Source organism: Pseudalkalibacillus sp. R45, assembly GCF_052246725.1.
GTDB lineage: Bacteria > Bacillota > Bacilli > Bacillales > Fictibacillaceae > Pseudalkalibacillus.
Window position 1 is genome coordinate 678,067 of record NZ_JBQQCL010000001.1, and the last position, 20,410, is coordinate 698,476.

Here is a 20,410-nt window from a genome sequence, read left to right on the forward strand (position 1 = left end):
AGATATGAGTAAATGGGCACAAGACCTTTAGAAACTTTGTAAAACAACTTGGTGCCTGCAATGTCAGGGATATCGTTTATTAATTCTTCATATTGTGAAAGATGATATTCTTAGGAAAAAAAGAAAGTTTGCTCCTATTAAAGAAGCAAACTTTTATGATTGGCTGAATCCTTCACCCAGCACCTCGTTCGCGTTAACGATGATCACGAATGCGGATGGATCCACCTTTTTCACATGTTGTTTCAAACGCGTCACTTCAAACTGCTCTACAACGCACATTAGCATCGGACGTTCTGAATCGGTGAAACCGCCAGTCGCGGAAATTCTTGTCACACCACGGTCGATCTCTCTGAAAATCTCATCTCGGACATCATCTTCCCGTTCCGTAATAATGTACGCCATTTTCGAATAACCAAGCCCCATCTGCACGACATCGATTGTTTTTGCCGTCAAGAACATCCCGATCATCGCATAAAGCGCTTGTTCAATGGAAAAAACAAGTGCGGATGATGTTACAATTGCTCCGTCGATGGCTAGCAGACAAAGACCTAAAGAAGCTCCGGTGTATTTATGGACGATCTGAGCTGCAAGGTCGATTCCGCCTGTTGAAGCTTTTCCGCGAAAAACGATCCCGAGTCCCAAACCAACACCAAGCCCTCCGAACAGAGCACCGAGCAACGGGTCGTTCGTAACCGGTTCTGCACCTTCTGACATATAGACCACGAACGGTAAAAACAACGTTCCCACAAGGGTTTTGACACCGAAGTTCTTTCCAAGAATGAGAACTCCGGCGATGAACAACGGAATGTTCAGTGACCACTGGACAATCGATGGCATCCAGCCGAACAAACTTTTTAAAATCAGACTGATTCCGACAACGCCTCCAGACGCAATGTTGTTCGGGGCAAGAAACAGATTGAACGCTAATGCCACAAAGGCTGAACCGATCAGGACGAAAAGAAAATCTAATGCTATTAAAATTTTAGGATTGACGCGATTCCGACGAATTGCCATCATCATTTTCATTCACTCACTTTTATCTATAGAAGTAAAAATTAGTAGATTAATAACCTAAAAAAGTATATCACTACCTATTGTTTTAGTAAATTTTCCGATTATTGCAACGAATAGAGAGCATAGGTTCGATTTGAAAGGCGATTAGAAAGACGTTTTGCGGCTAAAACCAAGAACGTTGATGTAGAGGGATTCGACAAGATTTTAAACGATTCAAACAAACGTTTGATTGATACTGCACCACTGCGGTATTTCTCCTGCAAATGGGAAAGGGACGGCGTTTATCAGCCATCCCTGTTTTTGAACATTATTTGATTTTCGAACGCAGGTACGCGTCGATGAACGGATCGATTTCGCCGTCCATGACCGCATTGATGTTTCCGATTTCCACATTCGTGCGGTGATCTTTCGCCATGCTATATGGATGGAAAACGTAAGAACGGATCTGACTTCCCCATCCGATTTCTTTTTGCTCACCACGGATTTCATTGAGCTCCGCTTGTTGCTCTTCAATCCGCTTTTGATAGAGCTTCGCCTTCAACATTTTCATCGCACGTTCACGGTTCTTGATCTGTGAACGTTCCGTCTGACATGACACGATCGTATTCGTTGGAATATGCGTCATACGCACCGCCGAATCAGTCGTGTTGACGTGCTGACCGCCAGCTCCACTTGCACGATACGTATCGACTTTGATTTCATCCGGTTTGAGTTCGATTTCAACATCATCACTCAGTTCCGGCATCACTTCACATGAAACGAAGGAAGTGTGACGGCGTCCTGATGAATCGAACGGTGAAATCCGTACTAGACGATGGACGCCTTTTTCCGCTTTCAAATAGCCATAAGCGTTGTGCCCCTTGATGTTGAGCGTGACACTTTTCACGCCGGCTTCATCACCAGGAAGGTAGTCGACCGTTTCGACCTTGAAGCCTTTGTTTTCAGCCCAACGCGTGTACATTCTTAGGAGCATGGAAGCCCAGTCCTGAGACTCTGTTCCACCCGCTCCCGGATGCAATTCGAGCAACGCATTATTTTTATCATGCGGTTCACTTAAAAGCAACGTTAATTCGAAGTCGGAAAGCTGTGTGGAAAGCTCTTTCAACTCCTGCTCCAGCTCCGCGCGAAGATCTTCATCTTCTTCCTCTTTCACTAGCTCATAGGAAACTTCAAGGTTTTCATAGGTTTCGAACAGCTCATTAAATTCATTGACGACACTCTTCAAACCGTTCGCCTCATTGATGACCGTCTGAGCATTGTTCTGATCGTCCCAGAAATTACCCGCTGTCATCTGTTCCTCAAGTTCTGCAATACGAGCCTCTTTCTGATCTAAGTCAAAGAGACCCCCTAAAGTCTTGAATTCGTTTCTCCATTGCTGACAACTCTTGCTTAATTTCAACTAATTCCATAACACACGATCTCCCTTATATAAATGAAATGTCTTATAGACGGTGCCAGGCACCGAATCAGAACCCTTGGTACCACTGCATTCCTGATCGGTGCCTGGCACCATTTTGAAAGCCTTGCTGTGACTGGCTTCTTCGAGTGTACCTGGCACCATCTCAAATCCCTTGGGGCGCAAGGGCTAAATTGTCGTGCCTGGTACACATGTTTACGCAAAAGAAAACTTGGCTGTTGCCAAGCCTTCTTTTGGTTAAAGTTTATGATCAAGCACCGTGGCAGTGCTTGTATTTCTTGCCGCTTCCGCATGGGCATGGTGCGTTACGTCCCACATCCGTGCTTTTGCGGACTGGCTTTTTCTTTTGTTGTTCTTGCGCTTTCGGGTCAACTGCTTTTCCTTCTGCGACTTTTTCACGCTTAAGGTTTTGTTCGACCTGCGCTTTCATGATGTACGTCGATACTTCCTCTTCGATTTCTGAAACCATTGTTTCAAACATTTGGAATCCTTCGAACTGGTATTCACGCAACGGATCGTTTTGACCGTATGCACGCAAATGGATTCCTTGACGCAGCTGGTCCATCGCATCGATGTGATCCATCCACTTACGGTCGACAGAACGCAGCACAATGACTTTTTCAAACTCACGCATTTGTTCCGGATCAAGTTGAGCTTCCTTGCGATCATACTCTTCTTTCACTTTTTCCATGAACACGTCGATGATCTCTTCGCGTTCTTTTCCTTTGATGTCTTTTTCAGTTACAGCACCTTCATGCATGAACGTACCATTCGCATAGTCGATGATCGCCTTCAAGTCCCAATCTTCCGGAACTTCTTCCTCAGGCGTATGAGCCTCGACGATACGTTCTACTGTCGACTTGATCATACGTTCAACGATTTCACGAAGGGTTTCTGAATCAAGCACTTCAGCACGCTGCGCGTAAATGATTTCACGCTGCTGTCTCATCACATCATCATATTGCAGCAATTGCTTACGAGCGTCGAAGTTATGACCTTCCACTCGTTTTTGTGCCGTCTCAACCGCTTTTGTGACCATCTTACTCTCTAACGGCTGATCCTCTTCCATACCTAGACGATCCATCATCGCAAGCATATTATCAGAAGCGAATCGACGCATCAATTCATCTTCCATCGAGATATAAAATTGAGATGAACCTGGGTCACCTTGACGACCAGAACGACCACGCAACTGGTTATCGATACGACGTGATTCATGACGCTCCGTACCGATGATGTGAAGACCGCCAAGCTCAATAACACCTTCGCCAAGCTTGATGTCCGTACCACGACCGGCCATGTTCGTTGCAATGGTAACGGCACCTTGTTGACCAGCATCTTCAATGATCTGTGCCTCTCGCCCATGGTTCTTCGCGTTCAACACGTTGTACGGCACACCTTTTTTCTTCAGCATTTGTGCGATCAACTCAGAGGTTTCAACCGCAACCGTACCAACCAGGACAGGCTGACCTTTTTTATGACGTTCCGCGATTTCATTGACAACCGCGCGGAACTTTCCTTCTTGCGTTTTATAAATGTAATCTGCGTTATCGATACGCGCGATCGGCTTGTTCGTCGGAATCACGACAACGTTCATATTGTAAATGTTGCGGAATTCCTCTTCTTCCGTCTTCGCCGTACCCGTCATACCGGCAAGCTTATTGTACATACGGAAGTAGTTCTGGAACGTGATCGTCGCAAGCGTCATCGACTCACGCTGGATTTGAAGACCTTCCTTCGCTTCAATCGCCTGATGCAATCCATCACTGTAACGACGTCCTGCCATCAAACGTCCTGTAAAAGGATCGACGATGACGACTTCATCATCCTGAACGACATAATCCGTATCACGATGCATGATGACGTGCGCTTTTAACGCCTGATTGATGTGGTGATTGATTGAAACATTGGAGATATCAAACAAGTTCTCAACCCGGAAGAAGCTTTCTGCCTTCGACATTCCTTCTTCAGTGAGCTGAACGTTCTTCGTTTTGATATCCAACGTGTAATCTTCATCCTTTTTCAACTGGTGGATGAATTGGTTGGCGATTCGATAAAGCTCAGTCGATTTCGCTGCGTTACCTGAAATAATCAGCGGTGTACGCGCTTCGTCAATCAAAATCGAGTCAACCTCATCGACTATCGCAAAGTTCAACGGACGCTGCACCATTTCTTCCCTATATAAAACCATGTTGTCACGCAGGTAGTCGAATCCGAGCTCGTTGTTCGTCGCATACGTGATGTCAGCGTTGTAAGCTTCTTTTTTCTCTTCTTTTGAAAGTCCAGTAACGTTGAGTCCAACCGAAAGTCCGAGATAGTTATAAAGCTGACCCATCTCCTCCGCGTCACGTGCTGCCAGATATTCGTTGACCGTGACAACGTGAACACCTTTACCAGTAAGCGCGTTCAGATAAACAGGCAGTGTTGCGACGAGCGTTTTACCTTCACCGGTTTTCATCTCTGAAATATTTCCTTCATGCAGAGAAACCGCACCCATGATCTGTACCGGATATGGACGCAAACCGAGTACGCGTGTGGCTGCTTCACGAACGACAGCGAACGCTTCAATCAAGATATCATCTAGTGTCTCGCCTTTTTCCAGGCGGGATTTGAATTCATCCGTTTTAGCTTTCAACTGTTCATGCGATAGCTTTTCCATTTCTGGACCAAGCGCATCAACCTCGTCAGCATATTTCTGAAGACGGGCAATATGACGCTCGTTTCCAGTAGAAAACATCTTTTTTAACAATCCCATCATGCAGTAAGCACCTCTATTTACACATCTATATTTTGAAAAATCTTCTAACTATAGTCCATGCTTTATTTTAACAGTTTGAAGGAGGAAGAACAAGAATGCAAGGCATGACCATTGAAGGGTTTAAGGCATATGATGGAAGGCATGATAAGGAATTCAAGTGATGGATGATCAATCCGGTTAAAATGATGGTTTGTTAGGTGGAAGATGCGAGTTGTGATGAAATGATCTGAGGTGCGGTGAACATGAGGAGAATATGAGAAAAACAACTTTTTGTTCATTAACTCAACGTAGGAGTGGAAACAACCAACTACACACTACCAATACTTAAGACGAATCATGTAAAAAGCTCCGCACAAACTCGCAAAATTTTTAACACCCTCCAAATTTATGAGCATCCACGCCAAAATGTCCTATCCACCAAATAACATAAACCGGGCGCAAACAGACTATAGTCCGCTTACAAATTTCGCACACTTAAAGTGTACCAGGCACCATTTTGAAACCCTTGGTACGCCTGGGTTCTGAATATGTACCTGGCACCGTTTTGAACCCCTTGGTATCATTTGATTTCTGAACGGTGCCAGGCACCTCCCCACATCCCTTGCGGCAGTAGGGTGAAATTGTCGTGCCTGGCACCGAGCAAATTAGTACTTAAAAAGACGTGGTCCGCGGACCACGTCTTAGCATTTTTTTTTGGTATTTGTTTATTCGATATCTGGGGCGATCAGCCCGTATTTTCCGTCTTTCCGTTTGTAGACCACGTTTGTTTCTCCGCTTTCTGCGTGTGAGAATACGAAGAAGTTGTGTCCTAGCATATCCATTTGAAGGATTGCTTCCTGCGTATCCATCGGTTTCAGATCGAAACGCTTGTTACGGACAACCTGGAATTCATCCTCGTCCTCTTCTTCCTCAAGAAGTGTGGTTGTGGTAGGAGCTGCATTGCCATTTCCATTGGCGAAAGCGAATTTGATCGCACCGCCTTGACGGAATTTACGGTTTACTTTCGTTTTATGCTTACGGATCTGTCTTTCCAATTTTTCAACTACTAAATCAATGGCAGCATACATGTCATCGTGAGATTCTTCAGCACGTAATAGCAAACCTGGCATCGGAATCGTCACTTCCACTAGCTGCTCGTTATTGAACACCTTCAGGTTGATGTAAACATCTGAGTTTGGAGTTCCATCAAAATAACGCTCGAGCTTACTAACTTTCTTTTCCGAGTAGTTCCTCAATGCTGGTGTTACCTCAATATTATCTCCACGAATATTAAAGTTCATGAGAGACTCCTCCTTTCGGTGTTTATATATATTTCGCTATACCCTTTAACAATTCCTTCATAAACACGAAAAGAAAATAAAAATTATGACAAAATTTTTAAAATTCAGTCTATTTATGAGAAAATAAGAGAATAGCGGAATATAAAGGAAAAAAACGCCTTATCCATGTCAACCATCTGACATGTTAACAACATTTTTCGACATCTTTTCCGAAGAAGTGTAGAGGCCTTTAGAATCAATATAAAGGAATTATTAAGAAGGTAAAAAGTTGGTTATATCGAGGTTACCGCTTTGATCTGAACCGAAAGCAAAAATAAAACCCGCTCCTCGCAGTGAGAAACGGGGAATTGCTTTTAATTCAAACCCTAAAAAGGAATGTGAATTAAAGCTTTGTTACGTTTGAAGCTTGAGGTCCACGGTTACCTTCAACTACTTCAAACTCAACTTCCTGACCTTCTTCAAGAGTCTTGAAGCCGTCAGAATCGATTGCAGAGTAGTGTACAAATACGTCGTCTTGACCTTCAACTTCGATGAATCCGAAGCCCTTCTCTGCGTTGAACCATTTAACTTTTCCTTGCATGTAATTCACATTCCTTTCGTATTCAAAAAATCATGTGGAATTTCCACACCTAGAGTATACAACGTGACAACCTTTAGAGTCAAGATTCCGAAAATGTTTAGTAAAAATAGACCAGTTATCAGACGACTATCTTTAGTACTCCTTTACTGCCCCTAGGGTTCATAAGTTATCTGAATAATCATTCTAGTTCTCCGATCGCAATTTCCAGAGCCCTCTGAATCGTGTCGAGCGGCCAACCTGGCAGCTTGCCATTTTCAACTGAAAGTTCGAATGAGGCGGGCACATGGATAAAACCAGCCGGAATGGTTTCACCTTTCCCCTCATAGACATGTAGCAACGAATACATGACATTGTTGCATAAATAGGTACCTGCTGTATTGGAAATCTCGGCTGGGATCCTGCTATTCCGCAAAGCATTCACCATTTTCCGAATCGGTAAGGTTGAAAAATAGGCAGCTGGTCCGTCCTCGACGATCGTTTCATCAACCGGGTTACGCCCACTGTTATCAGGTACCCCGTCATTAATGTTGATCGCGACACGTTCCGGGGTGATCTTGTCTCTCCCTGCAGCCAGTCCTAAACAAACGACCGCATCAGGCTCGAGCTCCCTCACATGATCCACCAACACTTCAGCAGAGCGATGAAATTCAACTGGAAGGACGCGACCAACAACTGAGAATCCTCCAATCGTCTTCCCATCAAGGTTTATCACAATCAATTCAGTCGGATTGACGCCATGATCCAAAAAAGGCTCAAAACCAGTAAGTAACAATTTCTTCATTATATATGACCTCCTCCCTCACAATTTCTTAAACAAAAATCAGTGATAAGAATGAAAAAAGCATCATCCCTGAACCGATCCCTAAAAATAAGCTCTTCCCTTTCAAAAATACAGATTGCTTCCAGGACCTCAGTGAAGGATCTTTTTTCAACTGTTTATCCGTTTCAATTAAAGATCGTGATTTCGGTACAGCCACAGCACTTAACTTTTTAAATCCTTCAAAAAACAAATCGAGAAAACCTGTCTGCAAAATATAAAAACAAGCTCCGACGGTCATACATATAAGTCCCCAGAAAAAAGCAAAATTGACAATCAGCAACTTGTCAGCCCCCAGGAAGAACGATCCGACGGTCAAAACTGCTATAGATGTCATGCTGGAAAGTATATAGCTCATCATCTTGCCTCTTCCTTTCCTTTGTAAATGACTGAATGGGAAGACACAATATGTAACTTCCCATGAATTCAGCCTCTATCTTCTATCATTAATTCGATACTTTTTCTGCCCAACGTAAATCAGGCATACGGTTGACCGGATATACCACACCTTCATATTTCTCAGAAGTCAAAAAGTTTTGAGAGTAGAAGTATACTGGCATGAATGGGAGATCTTCCATCAAGACACTTTCAGCTTGATGAAGGACTTCCATCCGTTCAGCCTCATCCTGGATTCCTTTCGACTTTTCGATCAAATCATCATACTTCTCATTCACCCAATTTGTCCGGTTATTGGGACTATCACCTAGATAGTAATCAAGAATCGGAGTAGGATCAACATAGATACCGATCCAACCCATCCGTGCCATTTGGAAGTTCCCTTGCTTCGTCGTATCAAGGTATGTTTTCCACTCCTGGTTATTAAGAGACACTTCGACACCCAGGTTCTGTTTCAACATCTCTTGAATACCTTCGGCGATTTTCTTATGGTTCTCGGATGTGTTATACACCATTTCAACCTGAGGAAGCTCGTCCCATCCTTCCTCTTGTTTCGCCTCTTCAAGTAACTGTTTCGCCTTTTCAACATTTTCATCAAAATATTTTTCTTTTTGTTTTCTGAAATCACCATTCGGACCTTCCACCCCATATGGGACAAATGCATACGCAGGCTGTTCTCCAGCTTGTGAAATGTTTTCTGTGATCGCTTGACGATTGATTGCCAACGCGAATGCTCTTCTCACTTTTGGATTGGTAAATGGTTCTTTATCGACATTGAACATATACATGTATGTTCCGAAGTAAGGCTTGATTTTAAAGTCTTCACTATCTTTTTCTTGTGCAATGACATCCGTCGGCAAGGTATCGATCAGGTCAAGTTCTCCCGATTTGTACATTTGATAATAGGTGGTTGCATCGTTGACCATTGCCCATGTGATTTTTTCCATGGAAATCGACTCTTTGTTCCAATAGTCATCGTTCTTTTCCGCCACTAACTCACTATCATGTTTCCAGCTTTTCAATGTGTAAGCCCCATTGCTGACATATCCATCAGCAGCGGATGCCCAGTTTTCATTCTCTTCCACGACCTTTTGATTGACCGGATAATATGGCCAGAAGGTCAATAATTTTTCAAAGAATCCCGTTGGAGATTTCAGTTCGACCTTCAACGTCTTTTCATCGACCGCAGTCACACCGACATCCTCAGCAGATCCTTCCCCTTTATTGTAGGCTTCTGCACCTTTCAAGTAATAAAGATAGAAAGCGAATGAGCTTCCTGTGTCAGGATTAAGAACCCGTTTCCAGGCATACTCGAAGTCTCCTGCAGTGACAGGATCCCCGTTCGACCACTTGGCGTCCCGGATTGTGAACGTATACACCTTTTTGTCTTCTGAAACTTTTACATCCTCCGCAAGTGCAGCAACTGGTTCCCCTTCCTTACTTTTCGTATAAAGCCCTTCAAACAAATGATCGAGCACCCATCCTGAAGTCGTATCTGTGGCCAAAGCCGGATCCAATGAAGGCGGTTCACTCTTTGCGTTCACTGTTATCTCTTGTTCAACTTCTCCTTCTGAACCGCTGTTTCCGTTACACGCTGTAAGGAATGGTACGACCACCAAAACCATCAACAAACTGAACAATACGCTTTTTTTCATGATTATCCTCCCAGTTTTAAGTATTATACAAATGACAAGCGACCCAGTGATTTTCTTTTTCTTCCTTCCATTCAGGCGTTATTTCGCCACAAACATCCATTGCATGCGGACATCGTGTACGAAACCTGCATCCTGACGGAGGGGTGATCGGACTTGGAGGATCCCCTTCTAAGACGATCCGTTCTCTCCGTTCGGCAGTCGGACTCGGTATCGGAATCGCCGACAACAACGCCTGAGTATACGGATGAAGCGGGTCAGCGAATAGTGCATCACTTTCAGCAAGCTCCATCATATTACCGAGATACATCACACCGATCCTGTCACTGATATGCTTCACCATACCCAGGTCATGAGCGATAAAGAGATACGTCAGGCCTTCCTCGTCTTTCAAATCCTCCATCAGATTGACGATTTGTGCCTGTATTGAGACGTCCAAAGCAGATATCGGTTCATCTGCAACGATGAAATCTGGTTCAACAGCAAGTGCTCTAGCAATTCCGATCCTTTGGCGTTGGCCACCACTGAATTCGTGAGGATAACGTTTTGCATGATCTTGACTCAACCCCACTTTTTCAAGAAGTTCAAACACTCGCTCTTTCCGCTGCTTTCCTTTTAAAAGTCCGTGTGCATCAATGCCTTCAGCGATGATATCAATGATTCGCATTCTCGGATTCAATGAGGCATGGGGATCTTGAAAGATCATTTGCATATCCCTATTGAATTTCCTTGCTTCTTTCCCTTTCAACTGGCTTGTGTCTTTCCCTTTGAAAATGATGCTCCCGTCAGTTGCTTTATGAAGACCGACGACAGTTCTTCCAAGTGTCGATTTTCCGCTGCCACTCTCCCCGACAAGACCCAATGTTTCACCTTTTTTGATTGAAAAAGAAATGTCATCGACAGCTTTCAAGGATTGATTCCTTCCCACATTAAAGTGTTTCTTGACGTTTCTCACTTCTAAAAGTTGTTCTCCTGTCATTGCTCATTCCTCCCAGCTGATACCAACTCTTCCACTGACGGTGCCCTCGGGTCATTCAGCCAACATCTCGCATAATGGGATTCAGAAGCTTTTGTCGGTTCCGGCATTTCCTGGACACAAATCTCCATAGCGTAGTCACACCGCGCAGCAAAAGGACAACCCTTCGGAGGAGCGAACAGATCCGGCGGAGTTCCTTCTATTGGAATAAGTCGTTCTTTTTGTCCTTGATCGTATTTCGGAATAGAATTTAGAAGCCCCCATGTATAGGGATGTTTCGGATTTTCAAAAATTTCTTCTACAGTCCCGCTTTCAACAACCATGCCCGCATACATGACTGCCACTCGCTGCGCAACCTCTGCTACCACGCCAAGATCGTGAGTGATGATCAAGATGGAGGTTTGAAGACGTTTTTGCAGATCCTTCAACAGATCCAAAATTTGAGCCTGAATGGTTACATCCAATGCCGTAGTCGGTTCATCAGCAATGATCAACTGAGGATCACAAGAAATCGCCATCGCAATCAATACCCGCTGCCTCATCCCACCGCTCAACTCGTGAGGATATTGGCTGTACCGTCTTTCAGGGTTAGGTATACCGACAAGACCCAGCAATTCAATGACACGGTTTTTCATCTGATTTTTTTCTAAATCCGTATGTTTCTTGATCGTTTCCGCGATTTGGTTGCCGATTTTCATTGTAGGATTAAGTGAGGTCATTGGATCCTGTGAGATCAATCCAATTTTAGAGCCTTTGATCTTTTGCATTTGTTTTTTCGACAAACCTAGAATTTCATTACTTTCAAACTTGATGCTGCCATTTCGGATCCGGCTCACTTTTTTGGGCAAAAGTCCCATGACCGACTGTGCCGTAACGCTTTTCCCGCATCCACTCTCCCCGACAACCGCAAGCACTTCCCCTTGATTGATATGAAAATTCACACCACGGACGGCCTTCACTTCACCTCCGTAGGTTTTAAAAGAGACATGTAATTCCTGGACCTCTAATAAACGTTCCATCGTATCCCTCCTTAGTCCCGTGATTGCGGATCAAGGGAATCTTGTAATCCGTCACCAAATACATTGAATGCAAACATCGTAAGTGAGATCAAGAAACCGGGGAAGAACAACCTCCACCATTGTCCTGTCAAAATAACACCGAGTGCATCATTCGCCATCGTACCCCAGCTTGCAATCGGAGCCTGTACACCTAAACCGATGAAGCTAAGAAAAGATTCAGCGAATATCGCCTGTGGAATCGTAAACGTCAAATTAACGATGATGATCCCAATCATATTCGGAAAGAGATGACGCCAGATAATTTTTCGATGCGGCGTACCCAGCTTTTGAGCCGCTGCTACATATTCCTGTTCTTTCAACTGGAGAATCTGCCCCCTTACGATCCGGGCCATTCCTACCCAACCTGTGATCGAGAGCGCTATGATGATCGTCCATAACCCTGGCTTCATGACGACAAGCAGCAAAATAACAACAAGAAGGTATGGAATCCCATATAAAATTTCAACGATCCTCATCAAAATGCTGTCGACACGGTCACCGAATTTCCCTCTGCCCGCCATGTAACCGGATATTCCACCGACAAGAAGACCTAAGATCAAATCGATAAGTGCAGCCGCGACTCCGATCGTCAACGAGATCCGTGCTCCATACCACGTCCTTGTCCACATATCCCTTCCAAGTGAATCGGTACCGAACCAATGGTCTCCATCAGGGGCAAGGTTTCTCCCAGTCAAGCTCTGATCCGAGTAATTATAAGGATTCATTTGCGGTCCGAATATCGCAAAAAAGGTGATGATCACGAGTAAAACCAACCCTAAGACAGCAAGCTTGTTTTTCAAAATCTTGAGGGCGGTATCTTTCCACTGACTTATACTAGGACGGACGATTTCATCAGGTTTGAACTTACTCCGATCAATGGGGCGGAAAACATCTTCATTTTTCTGTTCAATCATGTTCAATCCCCCTTGCTCGTTAACTTGATTCTCGGGTCGACAATACGATATGAGATATCAACTAGAAATAAAGTAATAATCAGGATCGTACTGAAAAAGATCGTAGTCCCCAGTATCACTGGAAAATCGCGATTGAAAATACTGTCGACAAAATATTTACCGATCCCAGGAATTGCGAAGATCTTTTCGATGACAAAGGTACCAGTCAATAAGAAAGCGGCAAGCGGTCCGATAAACGAAATGACTGGAATCAATGCATTACGTACGCCGTGCTTGATGACGATTCCAGTGGTACTCAACCCTTTTGCGTCAGCCGTTTTGATATAGTTCTGATTCATGACCTCCAGCATGCTCGATCGCATGAACCTTGCAATGATCGCTAAAGGGGCGGTAGCTAGTGCAAGCGAAGGCAAAATCGTATGGAACCAAGTCCCCCATGACGCTACCGGTAACAAACCCCAATCGACAGCGAAATATTTGATCAGAAGTGGAGCAAGGATGAAACTCGGGATCGAGATGCCGATGATCGCAAATGTCATCGTCAAATAATCGATGATGCCGTTATGATTCAACGCTGCGATGATCCCTAAGATCAATCCGAAAATAAGTGCAATCACAAGAGATTGGATCCCAAGTACAGCAGAAGCAGGAAAACCATCAGCAATCAATGTGTTGACATCTCTTGTTTCGGATTGGATAGACGGCCCCAGATCAAACATCGCTAAATTTTTCAAATATAAGAGATACTGTACAGGCAATGGCTCGTCCAGATTGAACTTAGCCCTCATGTTCTCCAAAACATCTGCAGGAAGTACATCTGCATCAGAAGCGAATGGATCACCTGGGATCGAATGCATGATAATGAATGTGATCGTCGTGATAACCCAGATGGTGACGAGCATGGTGAAAATCCGTTTGATAATATACAAGTCCCTACTCCCTCCCTGGTGAAAAGTTAGGCATTTGCGTGACCGAGGACTCCATTCGTTGCAGCCATCCCAATGATGACAACACCCCACATATGTTTATAGGCGGTCACAAAATCGTCACATGTGAAGCGGATCGATTTTGGCCCGGTAAGTTCAACTGATGGAATCGTCGTTGTCATCAACGCCTGTTGGGAACCTTTGAATTCAATGTCAAAAGTAATCGGACCTTCAACTTTATAAGCCTTGAATTCGTTGATCCGTCTTACAGAAGCTTCAGCTTTCTCTTCAATGATCTTGCGTGCCCGTTTCGGTGGAATCAACTCTGCTGCAAAGCGATCAATCCCGAATTTGACAACTGCTGCCTCGACGTCAGGCAACGTCTCTTTCACCTCAGCCACATAAGCATCATCGCCTGAAATCAAAATCGTCGGAACATCGAAATCACCTGCAACTCCTGCATTCATCTCTGTTTCACCGACGACTTTTCCATTGATCTTCATCTCCCCGACACAAATCCCGGCGAGTGTGTGACTGATCGTCGTCCTCTCGGAACCCGCTTCTCGGCCGTGATGACCGATGAACATGATACCATCGAATGACTCATCCAATCCTTGCAGCTGACACATCACCCGATTGTTACCCGAAACAAGACGAGCCCTTTCATCCAGATCCTCGATAAAGATGTTGGACATGTTTCCGTGCCCGTCAGCAACCACAACTTCTGTCGCCCCGCCTTTGAATGCCCCTTCAATCGCAGCGTTGACTTCTTGCGTCATCAGCTTTCTGAATCGCTGATACTCATCGTTTTTCTTGAGCTGAACATTTGTGGCGACTCCAGAAATCCCTTCAATATCGGCTGAAATGAAAATTTTCATAGCTTTCTCCCCTTTTAAAATTGGAATGTTGTTTCCTCAGAACAATCCTGGATAAATTCAAATAGAATACGTTTGACTGCTTCAAGGTCATTCAAATCGATCACTTCCACTGGTGAATGGGCATTTCTTGAAGGAATAGACAATACGCCAGTCGGCACACCCTTATTAGCTAAGGTGACAGCCCCACCATCTGTTCCAATTCCAGTGAAAATCTCAAGCTGATGAGGTATCGAATGCTCTTTTGCCAATTCGACAAGCTTGTCTTTGACTGCTGGGTGGGCGAGCAAGCTGGCATCCATGATCTTTATGCCTGCTCCTTCACCAAGCTTGAGACTATCATCCATCACATCTTCAGGCGTATCACTCACTGCAGTCGTATCTAGTGCAATCGCGATATCGAATTCCAAATCGGATAATGCAACTTTTGCTCCTCTCAAACCAACTTCCTCTTGAACTGTAAAGAGTGCAATCAATTCACCAGCAAAATCACGAGTTTGCAAGTCTTCTAGCAATTCAATCATCACTGCACACCCAGCCCTGTCATCGAAACCCTTTCCTACAATTTTCCCAGTCTGTTCAGAACCAAGGTGCTCGAGTGTGGATGCCCATGTAACCGGGTCTCCTACCTCTATCCCAAGTTCAGAAACTTCCTCCAGTGATCTAGCTCCGACATCTATGTAAAGCTGACGGAAGTCTCTTACTCTATCAGGGTTATCAAACTTTTTATAATGGGCGGAAATCGTCCCAATCACTCCTAGACGTGGACCGCTTTTTGTCCTCACTGTGACTTTTTGCGCCAATAGGATCCGATCATCATGTCCGCCAAGTTTCTCGAAACGGATCAGCCCACTCTGCTCAATCTTTTTTACGATGAATCCAACTTCATCCATATGAGCAGTCACCAACACCCTCGGTCCAGGCTTCTTACCATTGAGTCTCGCAGTCACATTTCCTATTGGGTCTACATGGACTTGATTACAATATTCAGCAACTTTTTCGTTGATGAATGCTGTCAAAGGTTGTTCATAGCCACAAGGACCCGAAAGTTCTGTCAATGTTTTCAAAGTTTCTAACATGATCCACCCCTTCTGTTATATTCAGATTCTTCTGAATTTTATCGATAAAAGTAGCCACCTATAGGCTACTAAATGTACTCGAATGTGTTTTTATGGACATCCATTTGGATCAGGACATTCGTAGATGTAATGCTCGGAATCCGATGGACTTTCTTGATCGTCTCTGTCAATTCCTCATAATCCCGCACATTCATTTGAGCGAGTAACTGATAATCTCCTGAAGTGGTCGTGATATAGCGCATCACCCGGATGTCTTGAAGTTCTTTGATGACCTCATCAATAGATTGCGGGACTACTTTTATTTGTACGATAGCTGCCATTTTGATACCTAGTGAGATCGGATTGACGACTCCGACAACCTCGATGATCTCGTTATCAACCATATTGTTATATCGTGTACGGACTGTCTTTTCTGTCACATCAAGGTTGTTTGCAATCTCGGCGAATGACATGCGTCCGTTCTTTGAGAGAGATTTGATGATCTTTTTATCGAGATCATCGATCAATTCTTTCTCAGGAATCGAAACCATTAACCATTACTCCTTTCAGTACAATATTCATAGATTAGTTGCTTAAATAGGACTAAAGATCAATATACATTACTGTTTACAATACAAATTTTATGAATTACTATTAAAAAAAGTAATTTTTAAACAGTATAAATTTTCAGTTTTCTTTTCGCAAGTGTTTTTCAAATATTTATCAAAAAAGAATGGAAGGTGTAGAAAGATGTTACTTATTGAAAACGCAACCATCATTATTGGAACAGGCGAAGTCATCGAAGACGGGAAAATCTTGATAAAAGGAAAGAAAATTGAAAAGGTCGGGCATTTCACATATGAAAACGACGATGTAAAAATCATTGATGCGAAAGATAAGGTGATAAGTCCTGGGCTGATAGATGTACATACGCACTTAGGCGTCCATGAAGAAGGTATTGGAAACATCGGGCATGATTTCAATGAAACGAGTGACCCGATTACTCCAGAGGTGCGGGCGATCGATGGAATCAATCCGAGGGAAAAAGGGTTTGAAGATGCAAGAAAAGCAGGTGTCACCACTGTCCAGGTACTACCAGGAAGCGCCAACGTCATAGGTGGAGAAATGGTCACTATGAAAACCATGGGTACGATTGTCGATGAAATGGTGATTCGTAATCCTTCCGGTATGAAAGCCGCATTCGGAGAAAATCCCAAGCGCTTGCATGGAACCAAAGGAAAAGGTCCTGTCACACGAATGGGCATCGCCGCCTTATTCCGCAAAGAGATGCGGAAAGCCCAGCAATACTTGGAGAAAAAGGAGAACGGAAAAGACCCCGACTTTGATCTTGGACTCGAAAATCTATGCAAAGTGCTTCAAAAAGAAATTCCGTTGCGCGCTCATGCCCATCGTGCAGATGATATCGTCACCTTGCTCAGGCTCGCTAAAGAATTCGATATCGAGATCACAATCGAACATTGCACAGAAGGTCACCATATTGCAGAATATGTCGCTTCGCACGGATTCCATGTATCAGTTGGGCCGACAATGTCAACGCGGTCCAAAATCGAACTTTCCGAAAAAGGGTGGCACACTCCGAAAGTCCTAGCTGAAACCGGTGTTCCTGTTTCGATTACGACCGATCACCCCGTTGTTGGCATCGAATACCTCCTTTCCAGTGTGGCAAACGCTATAAAATTTGGACTTAGCGAAACCGAAGCATGGAAGTCAATCACCCTTACAGCAGCAAAACACCTGGGGGTAGAAGATCAAGTCGGTTCGTTGGAGGAAGGAAAAGACGCAGATTTAGTTATCTGGAGTGGAGATCCGTTTGATTTAAGAAACAGTGTGGAAACCACGATCATCAATGGGGAAATTGTGTATAACAATGAATAATAGAAAAGGAGTCTGGATATTCCTCCAGACTCCTAATTTAGTATGTATAAATGATATTAGTGCTGTAAATAAGGTTGAAATTTCGCTTGCATGAGGATACTCCATGAGGAGAATGCAGGGATCAACTTCGATAAAACGATGCCCTTTTTACAATCCTCATTATGAAAGTTCACTTCGAGCTCTTCGACGATTTCAATGATTGAGCTGAACATCTGAACTTCTTGTAAAATCACGTCTTTCCCAAAAGCTTTGACTAATGTCTGGTTCGCCATTTCGAATTGTGAAAATGCGAGAAACACATCTCCAAGCACACGATCTCCGGCTTCAAAATGACCTGACTTATATTTTGCCTGAATATGTTCAAACCCTCTTCAACAATTGCAAGTAAATCCACATACTGCCTGATGACTTCAAAATGTTTCTGATCAATTGCTAACATTCCGACCTACTTCCTCTTATCAAAGAACATCCCGTCTGCGCTGTTTCCTTGATAAGGATTTGCATATTTCGTATTGTTCGTCCGTTTCGTCCTGATTTTCATAAGCTTGCCTTTGATTTCCTGCATCTGATTGTCCAGATAAGGCTGGATCAGCTTGTTAATTTCAACAAGCTGCTTTCCCAGCTCTTTTTCCTCAGAAGAGTAATTCCCCGTCAGCCGCTCAATCAATTTTTGCCGATAATCGATGTACTCATTCAGCTCTTCGAAGTAATGATCCGGCTCTTCTTCAGGAAGTCCCCTTTTTACATGATCATAAAGCTTTTCCGTGTGCTCCAACAACTCCTGCACCGCACTCATTACGCTTGGCCCCCTGCCCCATAACTCGCTTTTCGATTTTGCTGGATGACTTGTTTCCAGGTATCCCGGAACTCCACTGTCAAACCTTCGACTTCTTCAATGATCGCAATGTCACTTTTAACGTTTGCATCGATCAAACGGCGGTTCATATAGTCATAAAGCTGCATCATCTGCTTTCCGACAGGAACGTCCGTGTTTAACGTCACCATCAACTCCTGGATGATCTTTTGGGCTTTTAAAAGGTTCGTGTTTTTCTCTTCGACTTTTCCAGCTTCAATCGCAACCTTTGCCTGTTTTAAAAATTTCAAGCATCCGTTATAAAGCATTAACGTCAATTCACCTGGAGACGCTGTTCCGACTGAGTTCTGTTGATATGTTTGGTATGCATTGTTCAAAGACATGGTCAATCAAACAACTCCTTAGAAGTTTTCACGGCTTACATGCCGCCGCCAAATTGATTCATCAAAAACATAGACTGTTGGTTCATCCGGCTGATCGCTTTTTCCATTGCCGTAAACTGACGCCAGTAACGATCCTCGATACCGACCAATTTCCGTTCAAAATCGTCGATCCGTGAGTCGAGATCGTTCAAGTTACGCCCCATCGTGAACTGCTGGTTCGTTTTTAACGCGTTCCCTGCTTTTGATTCAATCCTGTCCATCGTATCTGCAATCGAGTCACGAAGACGGCGCGCAATTCCCTGCTCACTGGTTGTTGTTCCTTTACTCATGAACAACTCATAAACGGCATTTGGATCATCCTGGATCGCTTTTTTGAGCTTATCCGGGTCGATAATTAGTTTCCCACCATCGCGATAATTGCTTGAAGTCGTAATTCCGATTTGCGCAAGCTGATTATAGTCAGAAGACACGTTCGCTCCAGTAACCTGAGAGTAAAGACCTGAGCGCATCGCATTCAATCCGCCTGATAAAATCGTATCACCACGGAGCATCCCGCTCTTCGCCTTCTCTTCCCAAAGCTCGACTTCACGATCCTCCATACCTTCTCGCTGTTCTTTGGTCAAAGGCTGGAAATCACGATACCGCTGTTCACCAATCTCGCCATTGATCTTCTCAATCGTCTCATTGTACTTATCAACGAACTTGACGATCGAGTCGAAAATGGAATCCGTATCCTGCGTGACAGAGATGTTCGCCGAACCCACCTGTTTCAAGTTGTAAGTGACGTCGTTGATCGAAAAAGTGTTGGATGAACGAGACGTCTGGAAACCATTGATTTTGAATGAGGCGTCTTCTCCGGATGTTTTCCCAGAAAGCTCTGTGCCTGAAGTAGCATTACTGAAACCTAGAGCATTAAAGAAATCTAAAGTTGTATCATCCCCAATCTCAATCGAAGCATCCTTACCAGTGTTCTTCATGGTGAGAACGACTTTATTGGTCGCTTGATCATAGAATGCTGAAACACCTAATGAAGTATGGGAGTTGATTTTAGCCATAACATCATTAATCGAATCTGTTGAAGGGTCAATGTCCAATGTAATCGGGCTTGCTGCAGACTCACCTGGTTTCATTACACTTAAGCTTAGAGTGAAAGGTGCACTAATCGTTGTAGCATCCATAGGATCGCTAAAAACAACATCTTTCAAAAGTGTATCAGCATTTGTCCCGCTAGTTGTATCAATGACTCCATTTGTTGAACTGAACGTGGCTGCTTTTGCTAAACTCAAAACATCAATATTCGTACTCGTCGCTGAAGCATCATTTCCAGCCGTCGCTGTTACTGCTGATTCATTCGAACTTACTGTAGATTTCGACAAAAAAGTCGATTGACGAAACACTCCATCGAAAATAAACTGATCGAGATCTTTTAACAATTTATTCATTTCACGATAGTCGTCACGCTTCCACTCAAGCAGCTGTTTGTCCTGATTCATTTTATCAAGAGGAATCCGTTCTGCCTTCATCAGATCCTTGACGAGCTGATCAATGTCCATTCCACTGGCTAGACCACCAATTCGCATGTCCATTCCATTTCAC

General features: G+C 43.9%; 20 protein-coding genes. 1 reads left to right on the plus strand and 19 read right to left on the minus strand.

Features of this window, described 5'->3' with window-relative positions; translation table 11 throughout:
* Positions 1-153: 153 nt before the first annotated feature.
* The 15 genes from ACTWQL_RS03320 to ACTWQL_RS03390 all read right to left on the minus strand — a co-directional run bounded on the left by ACTWQL_RS03320 (position 154) and on the right by ACTWQL_RS03390 (position 16,272).
* Complete coding sequence (locus ACTWQL_RS03320; RefSeq protein ID WP_443141462.1) at positions 154-1,014, minus strand: YitT family protein; 861 nt, start codon at positions 1,012-1,014, stop codon at positions 154-156.
* Positions 1,015-1,321: 307 nt separating this feature from the next.
* A protein-coding gene (prfB, locus tag ACTWQL_RS03325) for a peptide chain release factor 2 (RefSeq protein WP_443140993.1) occupies positions 1,322-2,423 on the minus strand; the annotation gives its coding sequence in 2 pieces (ribosomal slippage) (positions 1,322-2,350 and positions 2,352-2,423; 1,101 coding nt in all).
* Between the two features lie 258 nt (positions 2,424-2,681).
* Positions 2,682-5,189, minus strand: coding sequence for a preprotein translocase subunit SecA (secA, locus tag ACTWQL_RS03330; protein ID WP_443140994.1), 2,508 nt, complete (start codon positions 5,187-5,189; stop codon positions 2,682-2,684).
* A gap of 704 nt (positions 5,190-5,893) precedes the next feature.
* Positions 5,894-6,469 carry a ribosome hibernation-promoting factor, HPF/YfiA family gene (hpf, locus tag ACTWQL_RS03335; RefSeq protein WP_443140995.1) on the minus strand — a complete coding sequence of 192 codons (576 nt, stop codon included), beginning with the start codon at positions 6,467-6,469 and terminating at the stop codon, positions 5,894-5,896.
* A gap of 382 nt (positions 6,470-6,851) precedes the next feature.
* The gene (gene cspD / locus ACTWQL_RS03340) at positions 6,852-7,049 is read right to left on the minus strand and encodes a cold-shock protein CspD (protein WP_443140996.1); all 198 of its coding nucleotides are present in this window, start codon (positions 7,047-7,049) and stop codon (positions 6,852-6,854) included.
* Positions 7,050-7,227: 178 nt separating this feature from the next.
* Complete coding sequence (gene pcp / locus ACTWQL_RS03345) at positions 7,228-7,830, minus strand: pyroglutamyl-peptidase I (protein WP_443140997.1); 603 nt, start codon at positions 7,828-7,830, stop codon at positions 7,228-7,230.
* Between the two features lie 28 nt (positions 7,831-7,858).
* Positions 7,859-8,224, minus strand: coding sequence for a DUF3899 domain-containing protein (locus ACTWQL_RS03350; protein WP_443140998.1), 366 nt, complete (start codon positions 8,222-8,224; stop codon positions 7,859-7,861).
* Between the two features lie 88 nt (positions 8,225-8,312).
* The gene (locus ACTWQL_RS03355) at positions 8,313-9,917 is read right to left on the minus strand and encodes a peptide ABC transporter substrate-binding protein (protein WP_443140999.1); all 1,605 of its coding nucleotides are present in this window, start codon (positions 9,915-9,917) and stop codon (positions 8,313-8,315) included.
* A 16-nt stretch (positions 9,918-9,933) separates the two neighbouring features.
* Positions 9,934-10,893 carry an ABC transporter ATP-binding protein gene (locus ACTWQL_RS03360; protein ID WP_443141000.1) on the minus strand — a complete coding sequence of 320 codons (960 nt, stop codon included), beginning with the start codon at positions 10,891-10,893 and terminating at the stop codon, positions 9,934-9,936.
* Positions 10,890-11,909, minus strand: a complete 1,020-nt coding sequence (locus tag ACTWQL_RS03365) for an ABC transporter ATP-binding protein (RefSeq protein WP_443141001.1) — start codon at positions 11,907-11,909, stop codon at positions 10,890-10,892. Before ACTWQL_RS03365 ends, ACTWQL_RS03360 begins: the two co-directional genes overlap by 4 nt.
* An 11-nt stretch (positions 11,910-11,920) precedes the next feature.
* Positions 11,921-12,862: an ABC transporter permease gene (locus ACTWQL_RS03370; RefSeq protein WP_443141002.1), complete on the minus strand. Its 942-nt coding sequence runs from the start codon at positions 12,860-12,862 to the stop codon at positions 11,921-11,923.
* 2 nt (positions 12,863-12,864) lie between these two features.
* Entirely contained in the window at positions 12,865-13,791 is a 927-nt protein-coding gene (locus ACTWQL_RS03375) for an ABC transporter permease (protein ID WP_443141003.1), read from the minus strand.
* A 26-nt stretch (positions 13,792-13,817) separates the two neighbouring features.
* Complete coding sequence (locus ACTWQL_RS03380) at positions 13,818-14,666, minus strand: M55 family metallopeptidase (protein WP_443141004.1); 849 nt, start codon at positions 14,664-14,666, stop codon at positions 13,818-13,820.
* A gap of 14 nt (positions 14,667-14,680) precedes the next feature.
* Positions 14,681-15,742 carry a M42 family metallopeptidase gene (locus ACTWQL_RS03385; protein WP_443141005.1) on the minus strand — a complete coding sequence of 354 codons (1,062 nt, stop codon included), beginning with the start codon at positions 15,740-15,742 and terminating at the stop codon, positions 14,681-14,683.
* Positions 15,743-15,810: 68 nt separating this feature from the next.
* A complete protein-coding gene (locus ACTWQL_RS03390) occupies positions 15,811-16,272 on the minus strand; it encodes an Lrp/AsnC family transcriptional regulator (RefSeq protein WP_443141006.1) in 462 nt (153 codons plus the stop codon).
* Between the two features lie 199 nt (positions 16,273-16,471).
* On the opposite strand from ACTWQL_RS03390, the gene ACTWQL_RS03395 reads away from it, so the two are divergent.
* Positions 16,472-17,617, plus strand: coding sequence for an amidohydrolase (locus tag ACTWQL_RS03395; RefSeq protein ID WP_443141007.1), 1,146 nt, complete (start codon positions 16,472-16,474; stop codon positions 17,615-17,617).
* Between the two features lie 56 nt (positions 17,618-17,673).
* Here ACTWQL_RS03395 and ACTWQL_RS03400 read toward each other — a convergent pair whose 3' ends face one another.
* The 4 genes from ACTWQL_RS03400 to ACTWQL_RS03415 form a co-directional block, all read right to left on the minus strand.
* On the minus strand, positions 17,674-17,928 hold the full coding sequence (locus ACTWQL_RS03400; protein WP_443141008.1) for a hypothetical protein: 255 nt from the start codon (positions 17,926-17,928) through the stop codon (positions 17,674-17,676).
* A 134-nt stretch (positions 17,929-18,062) separates the two neighbouring features.
* On the minus strand, positions 18,063-18,413 hold the full coding sequence (locus ACTWQL_RS03405) for a hypothetical protein (RefSeq protein WP_443141009.1): 351 nt from the start codon (positions 18,411-18,413) through the stop codon (positions 18,063-18,065).
* Positions 18,413-18,814: a flagellar export chaperone FliS gene (gene fliS / locus ACTWQL_RS03410; protein ID WP_443141010.1), complete on the minus strand. Its 402-nt coding sequence runs from the start codon at positions 18,812-18,814 to the stop codon at positions 18,413-18,415. Before fliS ends, ACTWQL_RS03405 begins: the two co-directional genes overlap by 1 nt.
* Before the next feature lie 35 nt (positions 18,815-18,849).
* A complete protein-coding gene (locus tag ACTWQL_RS03415) occupies positions 18,850-20,394 on the minus strand; it encodes a flagellar hook-associated protein 2 (protein WP_443141463.1) in 1,545 nt (514 codons plus the stop codon).
* Between the last annotated feature and the right edge of the window lie 16 nt (positions 20,395-20,410).

What these genes read in the sequence shown, in the direction of transcription:
- ACTWQL_RS03380 (WP_443141004.1), bottom strand. Translation starts at nt 14,666, where the DNA reads ATGAAAATTTTCATTTCAGCCGATATTGAAGGGATTTCTGGAGTCGCC.
- ACTWQL_RS03360 (WP_443141000.1), bottom strand. Translation starts at nt 10,893, where the DNA reads ATGACAGGAGAACAACTTTTAGAAGTGAGAAACGTCAAGAAACACTTT.
- pcp (WP_443140997.1), bottom strand. Translation starts at nt 7,830, where the DNA reads ATGAAGAAATTGTTACTTACTGGTTTTGAGCCTTTTTTGGATCATGGC.
- secA (WP_443140994.1), bottom strand. Translation starts at nt 5,189, where the DNA reads ATGATGGGATTGTTAAAAAAGATGTTTTCTACTGGAAACGAGCGTCAT.
- fliS (WP_443141010.1), bottom strand. Translation starts at nt 18,814, where the DNA reads ATGTCTTTGAACAATGCATACCAAACATATCAACAGAACTCAGTCGGA.
- ACTWQL_RS03370 (WP_443141002.1), bottom strand. Translation starts at nt 12,862, where the DNA reads ATGATTGAACAGAAAAATGAAGATGTTTTCCGCCCCATTGATCGGAGT.
- ACTWQL_RS03390 (WP_443141006.1), bottom strand. Translation starts at nt 16,272, where the DNA reads ATGGTTTCGATTCCTGAGAAAGAATTGATCGATGATCTCGATAAAAAG.
- cspD (WP_443140996.1), bottom strand. Translation starts at nt 7,049, where the DNA reads ATGCAAGGAAAAGTTAAATGGTTCAACGCAGAGAAGGGCTTCGGATTC.
- ACTWQL_RS03350 (WP_443140998.1), bottom strand. Translation starts at nt 8,224, where the DNA reads ATGAGCTATATACTTTCCAGCATGACATCTATAGCAGTTTTGACCGTC.
- ACTWQL_RS03405 (WP_443141009.1), bottom strand. Translation starts at nt 18,413, where the DNA reads ATGAGTGCGGTGCAGGAGTTGTTGGAGCACACGGAAAAGCTTTATGAT.
- ACTWQL_RS03395 (WP_443141007.1), top strand. Translation starts at nt 16,472, where the DNA reads ATGTTACTTATTGAAAACGCAACCATCATTATTGGAACAGGCGAAGTC.
- ACTWQL_RS03355 (WP_443140999.1), bottom strand. Translation starts at nt 9,917, where the DNA reads ATGAAAAAAAGCGTATTGTTCAGTTTGTTGATGGTTTTGGTGGTCGTA.
- ACTWQL_RS03320 (WP_443141462.1), bottom strand. Translation starts at nt 1,014, where the DNA reads ATGGCAATTCGTCGGAATCGCGTCAATCCTAAAATTTTAATAGCATTA.
- ACTWQL_RS03415 (WP_443141463.1), bottom strand. Translation starts at nt 20,394, where the DNA reads ATGCGAATTGGTGGTCTAGCCAGTGGAATGGACATTGATCAGCTCGTC.
- ACTWQL_RS03385 (WP_443141005.1), bottom strand. Translation starts at nt 15,742, where the DNA reads ATGTTAGAAACTTTGAAAACATTGACAGAACTTTCGGGTCCTTGTGGC.
- ACTWQL_RS03365 (WP_443141001.1), bottom strand. Translation starts at nt 11,909, where the DNA reads ATGGAACGTTTATTAGAGGTCCAGGAATTACATGTCTCTTTTAAAACC.
- hpf (WP_443140995.1), bottom strand. Translation starts at nt 6,469, where the DNA reads ATGAACTTTAATATTCGTGGAGATAATATTGAGGTAACACCAGCATTG.